The organism is Streptomyces sp. NPDC127177 (genome assembly GCF_042672475.1).
Taxonomy (GTDB): domain Bacteria; phylum Actinomycetota; class Actinomycetes; order Streptomycetales; family Streptomycetaceae; genus Streptomyces.
Map to the genome: position 1 here is coordinate 1 of NZ_JBHXUW010000059.1, position 13,096 is coordinate 13,096.

13 protein-coding genes are annotated in these 13,096 nt (G+C 70.5%); 4 read left to right on the plus strand and 9 right to left on the minus strand.

Features of this window, described 5'->3' with window-relative positions:
- Window positions 1–69: 69 nt before the first annotated feature.
- The 4 genes from ACFVJX_RS29070 to ACFVJX_RS29085 form a co-directional block, all read right to left on the minus strand.
- A complete protein-coding gene (locus ACFVJX_RS29070; RefSeq protein ID WP_097870356.1) occupies window positions 70–1,194 on the minus strand; it encodes a GuaB3 family IMP dehydrogenase-related protein in 1,125 nt (374 codons plus the stop codon).
- A gap of 104 nt (window positions 1,195–1,298) precedes the next feature.
- Window positions 1,299–2,801: an IMP dehydrogenase gene (gene guaB, locus ACFVJX_RS29075; RefSeq protein WP_384123220.1), complete on the minus strand. Its 1,503-nt coding sequence runs from the start codon at window positions 2,799–2,801 to the stop codon at window positions 1,299–1,301.
- A 128-nt stretch (window positions 2,802–2,929) separates the two neighbouring features.
- On the minus strand, window positions 2,930–3,505 hold the full coding sequence (locus ACFVJX_RS29080; RefSeq protein WP_018101160.1) for a sigma-70 family RNA polymerase sigma factor: 576 nt from the start codon (window positions 3,503–3,505) through the stop codon (window positions 2,930–2,932).
- Window positions 3,506–3,790: 285 nt separating this feature from the next.
- Window positions 3,791–4,402 (minus strand): response regulator transcription factor, encoded by a 612-nt coding sequence (locus tag ACFVJX_RS29085; RefSeq protein ID WP_003948568.1) that lies wholly within the window; start codon window positions 4,400–4,402, stop codon window positions 3,791–3,793.
- A 413-nt stretch (window positions 4,403–4,815) separates the two neighbouring features.
- On the opposite strand from ACFVJX_RS29085, the gene ACFVJX_RS29090 reads away from it, so the two are divergent.
- Window positions 4,816–5,151 (plus strand): WhiB family transcriptional regulator, encoded by a 336-nt coding sequence (locus ACFVJX_RS29090; protein WP_384123223.1) that lies wholly within the window; start codon window positions 4,816–4,818, stop codon window positions 5,149–5,151.
- A gap of 160 nt (window positions 5,152–5,311) precedes the next feature.
- On the opposite strand, the gene ACFVJX_RS29095 is transcribed toward ACFVJX_RS29090, so the two are convergent.
- Window positions 5,312–6,202 carry a LysR family transcriptional regulator gene (locus tag ACFVJX_RS29095; protein ID WP_384123225.1) on the minus strand — a complete coding sequence of 297 codons (891 nt, stop codon included), beginning with the start codon at window positions 6,200–6,202 and terminating at the stop codon, window positions 5,312–5,314.
- 88 nt (window positions 6,203–6,290) lie between these two features.
- On the opposite strand from ACFVJX_RS29095, the gene ACFVJX_RS29100 reads away from it, so the two are divergent.
- Entirely contained in the window at window positions 6,291–6,962 is a 672-nt protein-coding gene (locus ACFVJX_RS29100) for an MOSC domain-containing protein (RefSeq protein ID WP_384123390.1), read from the plus strand.
- A 74-nt stretch (window positions 6,963–7,036) separates the two neighbouring features.
- A complete protein-coding gene (locus ACFVJX_RS29105) occupies window positions 7,037–7,810 on the plus strand; it encodes an SDR family NAD(P)-dependent oxidoreductase (RefSeq protein WP_384123227.1) in 774 nt (257 codons plus the stop codon).
- Window positions 7,811–8,151: 341 nt separating this feature from the next.
- Here ACFVJX_RS29105 and groL read toward each other — a convergent pair whose 3' ends face one another.
- The 4 genes from groL to ACFVJX_RS29125 form a co-directional block, all read right to left on the minus strand.
- On the minus strand, window positions 8,152–9,774 hold the full coding sequence (groL, locus tag ACFVJX_RS29110) for a chaperonin GroEL (protein WP_384123229.1): 1,623 nt from the start codon (window positions 9,772–9,774) through the stop codon (window positions 8,152–8,154).
- 103 nt (window positions 9,775–9,877) lie between these two features.
- Window positions 9,878–10,186: a co-chaperone GroES gene (gene groES, locus ACFVJX_RS29115; RefSeq protein WP_018101172.1), complete on the minus strand. Its 309-nt coding sequence runs from the start codon at window positions 10,184–10,186 to the stop codon at window positions 9,878–9,880.
- Window positions 10,187–10,339: 153 nt separating this feature from the next.
- Window positions 10,340–10,726 carry a hypothetical protein gene (locus ACFVJX_RS29120; RefSeq protein ID WP_384123231.1) on the minus strand — a complete coding sequence of 129 codons (387 nt, stop codon included), beginning with the start codon at window positions 10,724–10,726 and terminating at the stop codon, window positions 10,340–10,342.
- Window positions 10,723–11,709, minus strand: a complete 987-nt coding sequence (locus ACFVJX_RS29125) for a polysaccharide deacetylase family protein (RefSeq protein WP_384123233.1) — start codon at window positions 11,707–11,709, stop codon at window positions 10,723–10,725. Before ACFVJX_RS29125 ends, ACFVJX_RS29120 begins: the two co-directional genes overlap by 4 nt.
- A gap of 115 nt (window positions 11,710–11,824) precedes the next feature.
- Between ACFVJX_RS29125 and ACFVJX_RS29130 the strand changes: the two genes are divergently transcribed.
- The gene (locus tag ACFVJX_RS29130) at window positions 11,825–13,069 is read left to right on the plus strand and encodes a methyltransferase domain-containing protein (RefSeq protein ID WP_384123235.1); all 1,245 of its coding nucleotides are present in this window, start codon (window positions 11,825–11,827) and stop codon (window positions 13,067–13,069) included.
- The last annotated feature ends 27 nt before the right edge of the window (window positions 13,070–13,096 follow it).

Sequence of the window (13,096 nt, forward strand, 5' to 3'; positions counted from 1 at the left end):
CACCCGCCCACACGGGGGGGGGCGGGCACCGCATCTGCGGTCCGGGCCCTCCCGTCATGCGGGGAACGCTCAGCGGCGGTGCTGCGAGTCCGCCACCGTCACCTCGACGCGCTGGAACTCCTTGAGGTCGCTGTAGCCCGTCGTCGCCATCGCCCGGCGCAGCGCGCCGAAGATGTTCATCGAGCCGTCGGGGGTGTGCGAAGGACCGGTGAGGACCTCCTCCGTCGTCCCGACCGAGCCGAGGTCGACCAGCTTGCCGCGCGGCACGTCCTCGTGGACGGCCTCCATGCCCCAGTGGCGGCCGCGGCCCGGCGCGTCCGTCGCGCGGGCGAGCGGGGAACCCATCATCACGGCGTCCGCACCACAGGCGATGGCCTTCGGCAGGTCACCGGACCAGCCGACGCCGCCGTCCGCGATCACGTGCACGTACCGGCCACCGGACTCGTCCATGTAGTCGCGGCGGGCACCGGCCACATCGGCGACCGCGGTGGCCATCGGGACCTGGATACCGAAGACGTTGCGCGTGGTGTGCGCCGCGCCGCCGCCGAAGCCCACGAGGACACCGGCCGCGCCGGTACGCATCAGGTGCAGGGCCGCGGTGTACGTGGCGCAGCCGCCGACGATCACCGGGACGTCCAGCTCGTAGATGAACTGCTTCAGGTTGAGCGGCTCGGCCGCACCCGAGACGTGCTCGGCGGAGACCGTCGTACCGCGGATGACGAAGATGTCCACACCCGCGTCGACGACGGCCTTGGAGAACTGGGCGGTGCGCTGCGGGGAGAGCGCGGCGGCGGTGACGACACCGGAGTCGCGCACCTCCTTGATGCGCTGCCCGATCAGCTCCTCCTGGATGGGGGCGGAGTAGATCTCCTGGAGCCGGCGGGTGGCCGACTCGACGGGCATCCCGGCGATCTCGTCGAGCAGCGGCTGCGGGTCGGCGTGCCGGGTCCACAGGCCTTCGAGGTTGAGCACGCCCAGGCCGCCGAGCTCACCGATGCGGATGGCGTGCTGCGGTGAGACGACGGAGTCCATGGGAGCGGCCAGGAACGGCAGCTCGAAGCGGTAGGCGTCGATCTGCCAGGCGATCGAGACCTCCTTCGGGTCACGGGTCCGGCGGCTCGGGACGACGGCGATGTCGTCGAATGCGTATGCCCGGCGGCCGCGCTTGCCGCGCCCGATCTCGATCTCAGTCACGATGTGTGGCCTTTCCCTCTACGTCTGCGCTGACCAGTATCCCCGACGCACGCGTGAGGGGCGGTCCGGGGAACCCCGGTCCGCCCCTCACCTGCGCTGTCGCGTTACTTCCTGCTGTAGTTCGGTGCTTCGACCGTCATCTGGATGTCGTGCGGGTGGCTCTCCTTGAGACCCGCCGACGTGATCCGCACGAAGCGGCCCTTGCTCTCCATCTCGTCGACCGAGGCCGCGCCCACGTAGCCCATCGTCTGGCGGAGACCGCCGACGAGCTGGTGCAGCACGTTGCCCAGCGGGCCGCGGTAGGGCACCTGGCCCTCGATGCCCTCGGGGACGAGCTTGTCGTCGGAGGACACCTCGGCCTGGAAGTAGCGGTCCTTCGAGTACGAGCGGCCCTGGCCGCGGGACTGCATCGCGCCCAGCGAACCCATGCCCCGGTACGACTTGAACTGCTTGCCGTTGATGAAGAGCAGCTCGCCCGGGGACTCCTCGCAGCCCGCGAGCAGCGAGCCGAGCATCACCGTGTCCGCGCCGGCCACCAGGGCCTTGCCGATGTCACCGGAGTACTGCAGGCCGCCGTCGCCGATGACCGGGACGCCCGCCGCACGGGCCGCCAGCGCGGCTTCGTAGATCGCGGTGACCTGCGGGACGCCGATACCGGCGACCACTCGGGTGGTACAGATCGAACCGGGGCCGACACCCACCTTGACGCCGTCCACACCGGCGTCGATGAGGGCCTGGGCGCCGTCGCGGGTCGCGACGTTGCCGCCGATGACGTCCACGTTCACGGCCGACTTGATCTTCGCCATCCAGTTGAGGGCGTTGCTGTTGTGGCCGTGCGAGGTGTCGACGATCAGGAAGTCCACGCCGGCCCCGGCCAGCGCCTGGGCGCGGTCCAGCGCCTCCGGGCTGGCGCCGACGGCCGCGCCGACGAGCAGACGGCCCTCGGCGTCCTTGGCCGCGGTCGGGTACTGCTCGGCCTTCTTGAAGTCCTTGACCGTGATGAGGCCCTTGAGGATGCCCGCCTCGTCGACCAGCGGAAGCTTCTCGATCTTGTGGCGGCGCAGCAGCTCCATGGCGTCCACGCCGGAGATGCCGACCCTGCCGGTGACCAGCGGCATCGGTGTCATGACCTCGCGCACCTGGCGCGAGCGGTCCGACTCGAAGGCCATGTCGCGGTTGGTGACGATGCCGAGCAGCTTGCCCGCCGGGTCGGTGACCGGGACGCCGCTGATGCGGAACTTGGCGCAGAGCGCGTCGGCCTCGCCGAGCGTGGCGTCCGGGCTGACCGTGATCGGGTCGGTGACCATGCCGGACTCGGACCGCTTCACCAGGTCCACCTGGTTGACCTGGTCCTCGACCGAGAGGTTGCGGTGCAGGACGCCGACGCCGCCCTGACGGGCCATGGCGATCGCCATACGGGCCTCGGTCACCTTGTCCATCGCGGCGGAGAGCAGCGGGATGTTCACGCGTACGTTCCGCGAGATGAGCGACGAGGTGTCGACCGCGTTGGGCAGCACGTCAGATGCGCCCGGCAGCAGCAGCACGTCGTCGTATGTCAGCCCGAGCGTCGCGAATTTCTCGGGCACTCCGTCGACGTTTGCAGTCATGACACCTTCCCCAAATGGCCTTGATCGGTGCGGATGTCCATGCTAACGGCCTCCGTGGGTGTCTCATTCCACGAGCAAGATCACCTGGAGGTTCTGTAGCTTCGTACGGAGCCGCGACGGCTGGCGGCTCACTGTTCCGCGAGGGCCCGGAGCCTGCTCAGCGCACGGTGCTGGGCGACCCGGACGGCACCCGGCGACATACCCAGCATCTGTCCGGTCTCCTCGGCGGTCAGACCGACCGCGACGCGCAGAACCAGCAGCTCACGCTGGTTCTCCGGGAGGTTGGCGAGGAGCTTCTTGGCCCAGGCCGCATCGCTGCTGAGCAGCGCACGCTCCTCCGGCCCGAGCGAATCGTCCGGCCGCTCCGGCATCTCGTCGGAGGGCACGGCGGTCGACCCCGGATGCCGCATCGCGGCCCGCTGTAGATCGGCCACTTTGTGGCCGGCGATGGCGAAGACGAAGGCTTCGAAGGGTCTGCCGGTGTCCTTGTACCGCGGCAGCGCCATCAGCACCGCGACGCAGACCTCCTGCGCCAGGTCCTCCACGAAGTGGCGGGCATCACCGGGCAGCCGGTTCAGCCGGGACCTGCAGTAGCGCAGCGCGAGGGGGTGGACGTGGGCCAGCAGATCGTGAGTTGCCTGCGCGTCTCCCTCGACGGCGCGGTGCACCAGAGCACCGATCACCGTCGTTCCGTCGTCGCGCATCGGACCATGGTGCCCCGGCGCCGCATCATCCGCGGCACCGCGTCCGTAGTTGTGCACCGAAGCGTTATGAGCGGGTGCGCCGGAAGTCATGTCCTGCGCCCTCCCCTTCCGCTCGACCGAATCGTTCCCGAGGAACTCCACGTCTCAAGGATGCGTCATCCGCCGGGAAGCGTCACATACCGCGGGGGCGGCGGGCTCCGCGGGCGGGGGGCCACCCGTCCCCGGAGCGCCCCGTCCGCCGGTGTGCGGACGGGGGATGGACCGACTGACGATCGTGCACGGTCCTCAGCGGACCAGGCCCCAGCGGAAGCCGAGCGCGACGGCGTGCGCCCGGTCCGAGGCCCCGAGCTTCTTGAACAGACGCCTGGCGTGCGTCTTCACCGTGTCCTCGGAGAGGAACAGCTCACGGCCGATCTCCGCGTTGGAGCGGCCGTGGCTCATCCCTTCGAGCACCTGGATCTCACGCGCCGTGAGCGTGGGCGCCGCACCCATCTCGGCGGACCGCAGCCGACGCGGGGCCAGCCGCCACGTCGGATCGGCCAGCGCCTGGGTGACGGTCGCCCGGAGCTCCGCCCGTGAGGCGTCCTTGTGCAGATAACCGCGGGCCCCGGCGGCGACCGCGAGCGCGACACCGTCCAGGTCCTCGGCGACGGTCAGCATGATGATCCGCGCCCCGGGGTCGGCGGAGAGCAGCCGACGGACGGTCTCCACACCCCCCAGACCGGGCATGCGCACGTCCATCAGAATCAGATCCGAACGGTCGGCACCCCAGCGGCGGAGGACTTCCTCACCGTTGGCCGCCGTCGTCACACGCTCGACGCCGGGCACGGTCGCGACCGCGCGACGGAGCGCCTCTCGGGCAAGCGGGGAGTCGTCGCAGACGAGGACTGATGTCATGACCGCCCTCCGAAGCTGATGCGCGTCACCGTGAACCTCCAGGCTGTTCCAAGTCGTCACCTGTGCGGTTGACGCTCTCGGACATCTGCCCGATCGCTTTCTCTGCCAACCGCCTCCGCACTCTCAACGATGGTCACTCGAAAGAGTTACGGGTCGGACAGACGAGTTCGGCACTCTACGTGAGGGCGCGTGCACGGAGGAGAGCGCCACGGGTTGTCCAGCCGTCAACTGAACTTTTGGCAGGAACTTATGCCCCATTTAGCGGATTTTCTTCCCTTTTGCTGGTGTCTGTGACTAGATTCGCAATCAGTCATATTTACATCTACTAACACCGTAGATGTACGGTCATGAACACGGCCGACGACGGACGACAACGACGTTTCCGACTCAGCACGGTTTCGAGGGGACAAGCAATGGCAGATTTCTCCCGCCTTCCCGGACCCAACGCCGATCTGTGGGACTGGCAGCTGCTGGCGGCCTGCCGTGGCGTCGACAGCTCACTCTTCTTCCACCCCGAGGGGGAGCGCGGTGCCGCACGGAGCGCCCGCGAGAACTCCGCGAAAGAGGTCTGCATGCGGTGCCCGGTGCGCGCCGAGTGCGCCGCACACGCACTGGCCGTACGTGAGCCCTACGGGGTGTGGGGCGGACTGACCGAGGACGAGCGCGAGGAGCTCATGGGGCGGGCCCGCACCCGGCTGATCGCGGCGACGGCACCGTCGGGGCCCGCGTCGCCCCCGGGGCACGGCTGACTCCACCCCTCCGCCCGCATCGGCGGCAGAAACGTTTCTTCATACGGGGACCCTTCGCGGGTCCGATCGCTCGATGCCCTTCAGCGTCTCGTCGGGGCCCTCCAGCGCCTCGTCGAGGCCCTTCCGCGTCCTCGTACGAGGCGGTTCGCGGCCGGCCCGTTCAGCGGGCGGCGGCCAGCGTCAGCTGGTCCAGCGTGGCCGCCACCGCAGGGACCTGTGCCAGGTCCGGCAGGGTCAGTGCGACGATCTCGCGCTCGATGGCCGGCTCCACCGTGACGGTCCTGGCTCCCCGGGGGCGTACCGACTCGATAGCCAGCGTCGGGAGTACGGCCACTCCCAGCCCGGCTCCGACCAGGCCGATCACCGCGGGGTAGTCGTCGGTGGCGAAGTCGATCCGGGGGGTGAAGCCGGACTCCTCGCAGACCTCCACCAGCTGCCGGCGACAGCGCGGGCAGCCGGCGATCCACGGTTCACCGGCGAGTTCGGCGATTCCCACCGACGACCGGTCCGCCAGGGGGTGCCCCTCGGGCAGCAGCCCGGTCAGCCGGTCGGTGAGCAGCGGGCGCACCACGAGGTCCTCCCACTCGGCGCCCCGGGTGCCGTACCGGAACGCGAGCGCGATGTCGCAGTCGCCGTCGCGCAGCATCTCCACCGAACGGGGCGGCTCGGCCTCCACCAGGGAGACCCGGGTGCCGGGATGGGCGGCGCGCAGTGCCGCGAGGGCGCCGGGGACCAGGCTCGAACTGCCGCTCGGGAACGAGACCAGCCGGACCCGGCCGGCCCGCAGCCCGGCGATCGCGGCGACCTCCTCCTCGGCGGCGGTGAGCCCGGCGAGGATGCCGGAAGCGTGCCGCACGAGAGCCTGACCCGCCTGCGTCAGCCGCATCTCGCGCCCGGTCCGGATGAGCAGCGTGGTGCCGGCCGAGGACTCCAGGGCCTTCATCTGCTGGCTGACCGCGGGCTGTGTGCAGCCCAGTTCGCGGGCGGCGGCGGAGAAGGAGCCGGTGGTGGACACGGCTCGCAGGACACGGAGATGACGGGCTTCGATCACCCTCTGAATATAAGGCGTTCTTTAGGGAGGTGCGAATTATTCGAGTGTGACTTTGAGTGGTGGCCGTTACCGTGCAGGCATGAGTGCGATGAGACTGCTGACCGTGAACACGGGCCGGCCCGTGGCAGCGCCCCACACCGACTCCCCGGGCGGCGTGACCGGTATCGACAAGCACCCGGTCGAGGGATCCGTGCACGTCACCGAGCCCGGCCCCGAGGGCACCGGCGGCAGCGGTCTGGCCGGGGACGCGGTCTGCGACCTGCGCTTCCACGGCGGCTCGAACCAGGCGGTGTACGCCTTCGCCCGCGAGGAGCTCGACCGCTGGGAGCAGGAGCTGGGACGCCCGCTGCGCAACGGCAGCTTCGGCGAGAACCTGACGACGAGCGGGGTGGACGTCAGCGGCGCGCTGATCGGAGAGCGCTGGCGGATCGGTTCCGGTCTGCTCCTGGAGATCACGTCGGGCCGCATCCCGTGCCGTACGTTCGCGGGCCACCTGGACGAGCAGCGGTGGGTCAGACGGTTCACGCGGGCTGCGGCCCCCGGCGCGTATCTGCGGGTGCTCTCGCCGGGCACGATCCGGGCCGGTGACCCGGTGGAGATCGTGCACCGGCCGGACCACGGAGTGACGGTGGAGCTCCAGTTCAGGGCGGTGACGACCCGCCGGGATCTGCTGCCGCTGCTGCTCGGGGCCGAGGAGGCGCTGCACCCGGTGCCGCTGGCCAAGGCACGGGAGTACGTCGCACGGCGGTCGGCGGTCTGACGCCGGTTCCCGGGGTGTGGTCAGGGGGCGGGCGGGTCGTCGGCCGGATGGTGCGGGGCACTAACGTGCCGCGTATGACGACTGCACTGATTACGGGCGCGACCGCGGGCATCGGGGCCGCCTTCGCGCGGCGGCTCGCGGCCGAGGGGCACAACCTGGTCCTGGTGGCCCGCGACACCGAGCGGCTCCGGGAGCAGGCCACCGAGCTGCACGACCGGCACGGCATCGAGGCCGAGGTGCTGCCCGCGGACCTGTCCCGGGACGACGGGATCGCGGCGGTCGAGGCGCGGCTCGGCGATCGTCTGCAGTCGGTCGATCTGCTGGTGAACAACGCCGGGTTCGGCAACAAGGGCCGCTATCTGGACGTCCCCATGGCCGATGAGCTGGCCATGCTGAAGGTGCACTGCGAGGCGGTTCTGCGGCTGACGTCGGCGGCCGCGGCCGGGATGAAGGAGCGGGGCAGGGGCGGCGTCGTGAACGTGGCATCGGTGGCTGCGTTCGTGCCGCGCGGCACGTACGGGGCGTCCAAGGCGTGGGTGGTGCAGTTCACCCAGGGCGCGGCGAAGGACCTGGCCGGCTCGGGCGTGCGGCTGATGGCGCTCTGCCCGGGCTTCGTGCGGACGGAGTTCCACCAGCGGGCGGGGATGGGCACCGGGAACATCCCGGGCTGGATGTGGCTCGACGCCGACAAGCTGGTGGCCGCGGCGCTGGCGGATCTGGCGCGCGGCAAGTCGGTCTCGGTGCCGGACCCGCGGTACAAGGCGCTGATGGGTCTGGTGAAGGTGACCCCGCGCGGTCTGCTCGGAGGGGTGACCTCCAGGACGGGCCGCAAGTACGGACCTCAGTGACGGCGGGGCCGGCCGCCGGAAGCGTCAGGTGACCGTCCACGCGAGTCCGAGGCGTACGGGTTCGTCCTCGCGGGTGGCGTGAGGCGCGGGGGTCCGGGGCGGGGCCTTCGGGGGCGCTGCCCCCGAACCCCCGCGCCTCAATCGCCGGAGGGGCTTGATTCGGCCGGCGAACCTCATGGGCGGGGCGGGGGCAGGACGGCCACGGAGAAACAGGCACGCGGGGCGGGCCGGATGGCCGCGAGGGCGCGCAACGCTGAGCGGACCGGATGGGGGCGGGTACGCAAAAGGCCCGGCACCCCCCGAGGGGTGCCGGGCCCGCCGCTTGTGCGGGGAGCTACACGCTAGTGCGAGTGGCCGTGACCGTGACCGGCCTCCGGCTCTTCCTCGGCCGGCTTCTCGACGACCAGCGTCTCGGTCGTGAGCAGCAGCGACGCGATGGACGCGGCGTTCTCCAGCGCGGAGCGGGTGACCTTGACCGGGTCGATGACGCCGGCCTTCACCAGGTCGCCGTACTCGCCGGTCGCGGCGTTGAAGCCCTGGCCCTTGTCGAGCTCGGAGACCTTCGAGGTGATGACGTAGCCCTCGAGGCCCGCGTTCTCGGCGATCCAGCGCAGCGGCTCGACCGCGGCGCGGCGCACGACCGCGACACCGGTGGCCTCGTCGCCGGTCTTGCCGAGGTTGCCCTCGAGGACCTTGACGGCGTGGACCAGAGCGGAGCCACCACCGGAGACGATGCCCTCCTCGACCGCGGCGCGGGTCGCGGAGATGGCGTCCTCCAGACGGTGCTTCTTCTCCTTGAGCTCGACCTCGGTGGCCGCACCGACGCGGATCACGCAGACCCCGCCGGCCAGCTTCGCCAGGCGCTCCTGGAGCTTCTCGCGGTCCCAGTCGGAGTCCGTGGACTCGATCTCGGCCTTGATCTGGTTGACGCGGCCGGCGACCTCGTCGGACTTGCCGCCACCGTCGACGATGGTGGTGTCGTCCTTGGAGACGGTCACGCGACGGGCGGTGCCCAGCACGTCCAGACCGGCCTGGTCGAGCTTGAGGCCGACCTCCTCGGCGATGACGGTCGCACCGGTGAGGGTGGCGATGTCGCCGAGCATGGCCTTGCGGCGGTCACCGAAGCCGGGGGCCTTCACCGCGACGGCGTTGAAGGTGCCACGGATCTTGTTGACGACCAGGGTCGACAGGGCCTCGCCCTCGACGTCCTCGGCGATGATCAGCAGCGGCTTGGAGGCACCGGCCTGGATGACCTTCTCCAGGAGCGGCAGCAGCTCCTGGATCGAGCCGATCTTGCCCTGGTGGATCAGGATGTACGGGTCGTCGAGGACGGCCTCCATACGCTCCTGGTCGGTCACCATGTACGGGGACAGGTAACCCTTGTCGAAGGCCATGCCCTCGGTGAACTCGAGGTCCAGACCGAAGGTGTTGGACTCCTCGACGGTGATGACACCGTCCTTGCCGACCTTGTCCATCGCGTCCGCGATGAGGTCGCCGACCTGGCTGTCCTGCGCGGAGAGCGCGGCCACGGCGGCGATGTCGGACTTGTCGTCGATCGGGCGGGCCGTCGCGAGGAGCTCCTCGGACACGGCCTTGACCGCGGCGTCGATGCCCTTCTTCAGGGCGGCCGGGGACGCACCCGCGGCCACGTTGCGCAGGCCCTCGCGGACGAGTGCCTGGGCGAGAACGGTGGCGGTGGTCGTACCGTCACCCGCCACGTCGTTGGTCTTGGTCGCCACCTCCTTCACCAGCTGCGCACCGAGGTTCTCGTACGGGTCGTCCAGCTCGACCTCGCGCGCGATGGTGACACCGTCGTTGGTGATGGTGGGCGCACCGAACTTCTTGTCGATGACGACGTTGCGGCCCTTGGGACCGATCGTCACCTTCACCGTGTCGGCAAGCTTGTTGACGCCGCGCTCGAGGGCGCGACGGGCGTCCTCGTCGAACTTCAGGATCTTCGCCATGGAGCTGAACTGTCCTCTCAAAACAAGAACTGCGCCCCTCGCCGCCCGGCTAGTTATTTCGCAGGGGGCCAGGGGCGCAGAACAGAAGCAAGCGTTGGGTGAATTACTTCTCGATGATCGCGAGCACGTCGCGAGCCGAGAGAACGAGGTACTCCTCGCCGTTGTACTTCACCTCGGTGCCGCCGTACTTGCTGTACAGCACGACATCGCCGGTCTTGACGTCGAGCGGAAGGCGCTCGCCGTTCTCGAAGCGGCCCGGGCCCACGGCCAGGACGACGCCCTCCTGGGGCTTCTCCTTGGCAGTGTCCGGAATGACCAGGCCGGAGGCCGTGGTCTGCTCGGCGTCGAGCGGCTGGACCACAATGCGGTCCTCGAGCGGCTTGATCGCAACCTTGGAGCTGGCGGTCGACACGATCCGGTCTCCCCCTTCGGAGATCTCACGGGGTTAACAGTCTTTGGGTAGCGACCAGGTGGGCCCGTCGTCGCGGGTGCCGGACCTGCCGGTCGCATCAGTACTGCTGGCACTCTCCAGTGGGGAGTGCCAGCACTGAGACTATGACCGCGATTAGCACTCGGTCAAGCGGAGTGCCAATTCACGCCCCTCGTGGCGTTGCCGCCGCACCGTGTGAAGCGTCCGACCGGCCCGGAACGAGCCGTCCTCAAGGAGAACGATCCGTTCGTCCGGACCGTTCCGGACGTCATCGGCGGACTGCCGGGGGTACCCGGACCCGGGTGAACGGCCGCAGGACACGACGACCTTCGCCCCCGGCGCCCCGTGGCCCCCGCGCACCGCCGCGGTGCGCGGGGACGGCGCACTCGGCGGGCGGTTCACCCGCTGGGCCGCCTTGCGGCCCAGCCGTTCGATCGGGTCCACCGACTGCGCGCAGCCGGTGGCGGTCAGGAGCGCACCGGCGGCCAGCACCCCGGCCAGCAGCCGGTGCGCCCCTCTCATACGTAGTCCTCCAGCCGGGCCACGGCGTATCCCTTGTCCGTGATGACCTTCATGACGGACCGGATCAGGTCGGGCATGCTGCCCTTCCATTCCTTCTTGCCCCGGAAGTGCGTGAGGATGATGTCGCCGGGGTGCAGGTCCTGGTCCTCCTCCCGCCACTCCATGTGGTCGGGGAACGCCTCCTCCGACCACAGGGGTACGGCGGTGATGCCGCACGACTTGGCGATCCTGAGGGTGTCACCGTTGTAGTTGCCGTACGGCGGGCGGAAGAGCCGGGGGCGCTCGCCGTACTGCTTCTCGATGATGTCCTGCTGGTCGCAGATCTCCGCCTTCTGCTCGTCGTGGGAGAGACCCGGCATGTAGCGGTGGTTGAGCGTGTGGTTGTTGAGGGTGACCCCGCGGGACTGCGCGTCCTTGAAGTACCCGTAGTCGTCGCGCACCAGGTAGTCGCTGAGGAAGGCGCTGTACGGGATGTTGAGGTCCGACATCATCCGCAGCAGCTCGGGGTCCTTGTCGTCCCCGTCGTCCATCGTCAGGAAGACGATCTTCTCCTTGGTCGGGACGGTGGTGAAGACCGGCGGCAGCGAATCGTCACCGCCCTCGACCTCGAAGCCCTTGCGGGTGGTGATGTGCGGCTTCACGGCGGGCGGCACGGGTGCGGCCAGCGGCGTGCTGGACAGACCCCACTTCTTGGCGGCGACCGCGCGTGCCGCCTGGGCGAGCCGCGCCTTCTCGGCCTGGGCGGCACGGGTGCCGGCGGCGCCCGCGTTCCCGGCCGGGCCGGCCTGACCGGCGAGCGCCTTGGCCCCCTGTCCGGCTCCCACGTCGGTACGGCTGTCGGTCCCGGCCGCACAGCCGGAGCCGACGGCCGCGACCAGGAGCGCGGCCAGGACCGCGTAACCGGGGCGCCGGCGCAGGTATCCCCGGCCGCGCCCCGTCCCGCCCTGCCCCTGCTCCGCCTGTCCGGGTCTGCGCCTCTTCATGATGAATTCTTCCTTTTGTCGTACAAGCTGCATGGCGCCGCATCCTGCCAGTCCGGGATCGGGCTCCCGGCCCGACACCGCCACCGGACCCGCACGGTCCCCCGGCTGGCTCACAATGGGTCGGGTGAACGCTCAAGCCCCGACCGGTACGTCCGGCGCCCCCGACCCCGCCGGCTTCCTGGCCCTGCGCACCCCGGAGGGTGCCGAGCTGCTGGCCGGGCTGCGGTCGTACGACCCGGCCACGGAACTCGCCACCGCCACCCGGCTGCGCCGCAGTCACCCGGCCGCCCTCGTCTCGGCGGCGCTCGGGCAGGCCCGGCTCAGGCAGCGGGCGGTGGCGAAGTTCGGGGCGCAGGACGCGCACCGGATGTTCTTCACACCGAACGGGGTGGAGCAGGCGACCCGTACCTCGGTGGCCGCCCACCGCGCCGGACGGTTCGCCGGCGCCGGGGTGCGCAGCGTCGCCGACCTCTGCTGCGGGATCGGCGGCGACGCCATCGCGCTGGCCCGGGCCGGGATCTCCGTCCTCGCCGTGGACCGCGATCCGCTGACCGCCGAGGTGGCCAGGGCCAACGCCGCGGCGCTCGGCCTGGACGCGCTGATCGAGGTGCGGTGCGCCGACGTCACGGAGATCGACACCTCGCCCTACGACGCGGTGTTCGTCGACCCGGCCCGTCGCGGCGGCCGCGGCCGGATCTTCGACCCGGAGGCCTATTCACCGCCGCTGTCCTGGGCGACCGCCGCCGCGCTGACGGCGCCGATGGCGGCACTGAAGATCGCCCCGGGCGTCCCGCACGAGGCGATCGGCCCGCAGGCGGAGGCCGAGTGGATCTCGGACGGCGGCGATGTGAAGGAGGCGGTGCTCTGGTTCGGCGAGGGCTTCGAGCCCGGCACCTACCGCGCGACCCTGCTCCCGTCCGGGGCCACCCTGTCAGCCCCGGCCGTGCCGCCCGCCCCGCCGGTCGGGCCGGTCGGCCGCTATCTCTACGAGCCGGACGGCGCGGTCATCCGGGCCCATCTGGTCGCCGACATCGTGCGGCGGTGCGAGGGCCGGCTGATCGACCCGATGATCGCGTACGTCACGAGCGACGAGCTGTACGACTCCCCGTACACCGCCGGGTACGAGATCACCGATCGGCTGCCGTTCAACGTGAAGCGGCTGAAGGCGCTGCTGCGGGAGCGGAAGGTCGGCGTCCTGACGGTCAAGAAGCGCGGCTCCCCGGTCGAACCTGAGGAACTGCGCAGGAAGATGAAGCTCCAGGGCCCGAACGCGGCCACCGTCTTCCTGACCCGGGTGGCGGACGCCCCGACGATGCTGGTCGGCCACCCCGTGACCGGCCCGGAGGCCGGCCACCGGTAGCGGCGGCGCCCGTACGGAGAAAACGCC

Coding starts and splice junctions, on each gene's coding strand:
- ACFVJX_RS29090 (WP_384123223.1), top strand. CDS start 4,816: ATGGCAGATTTCTCCCGCCTTCCCGGACCCAACGCCGATCTGTGGGAC.
- ACFVJX_RS29080 (WP_018101160.1), bottom strand. CDS start 3,505: ATGCGCGACGACGGAACGACGGTGATCGGTGCTCTGGTGCACCGCGCC.
- ACFVJX_RS29120 (WP_384123231.1), bottom strand. CDS start 10,726: ATGAGAGGGGCGCACCGGCTGCTGGCCGGGGTGCTGGCCGCCGGTGCG.
- ACFVJX_RS29130 (WP_384123235.1), top strand. CDS start 11,825: ATGGGTCGGGTGAACGCTCAAGCCCCGACCGGTACGTCCGGCGCCCCC.
- ACFVJX_RS29125 (WP_384123233.1), bottom strand. CDS start 11,709: ATGAAGAGGCGCAGACCCGGACAGGCGGAGCAGGGGCAGGGCGGGACG.
- groL (WP_384123229.1), bottom strand. CDS start 9,774: ATGGCGAAGATCCTGAAGTTCGACGAGGACGCCCGTCGCGCCCTCGAG.
- ACFVJX_RS29105 (WP_384123227.1), top strand. CDS start 7,037: ATGACGACTGCACTGATTACGGGCGCGACCGCGGGCATCGGGGCCGCC.
- ACFVJX_RS29085 (WP_003948568.1), bottom strand. CDS start 4,402: ATGACATCAGTCCTCGTCTGCGACGACTCCCCGCTTGCCCGAGAGGCG.
- guaB (WP_384123220.1), bottom strand. CDS start 2,801: ATGACTGCAAACGTCGACGGAGTGCCCGAGAAATTCGCGACGCTCGGG.
- ACFVJX_RS29100 (WP_384123390.1), top strand. CDS start 6,291: ATGAGACTGCTGACCGTGAACACGGGCCGGCCCGTGGCAGCGCCCCAC.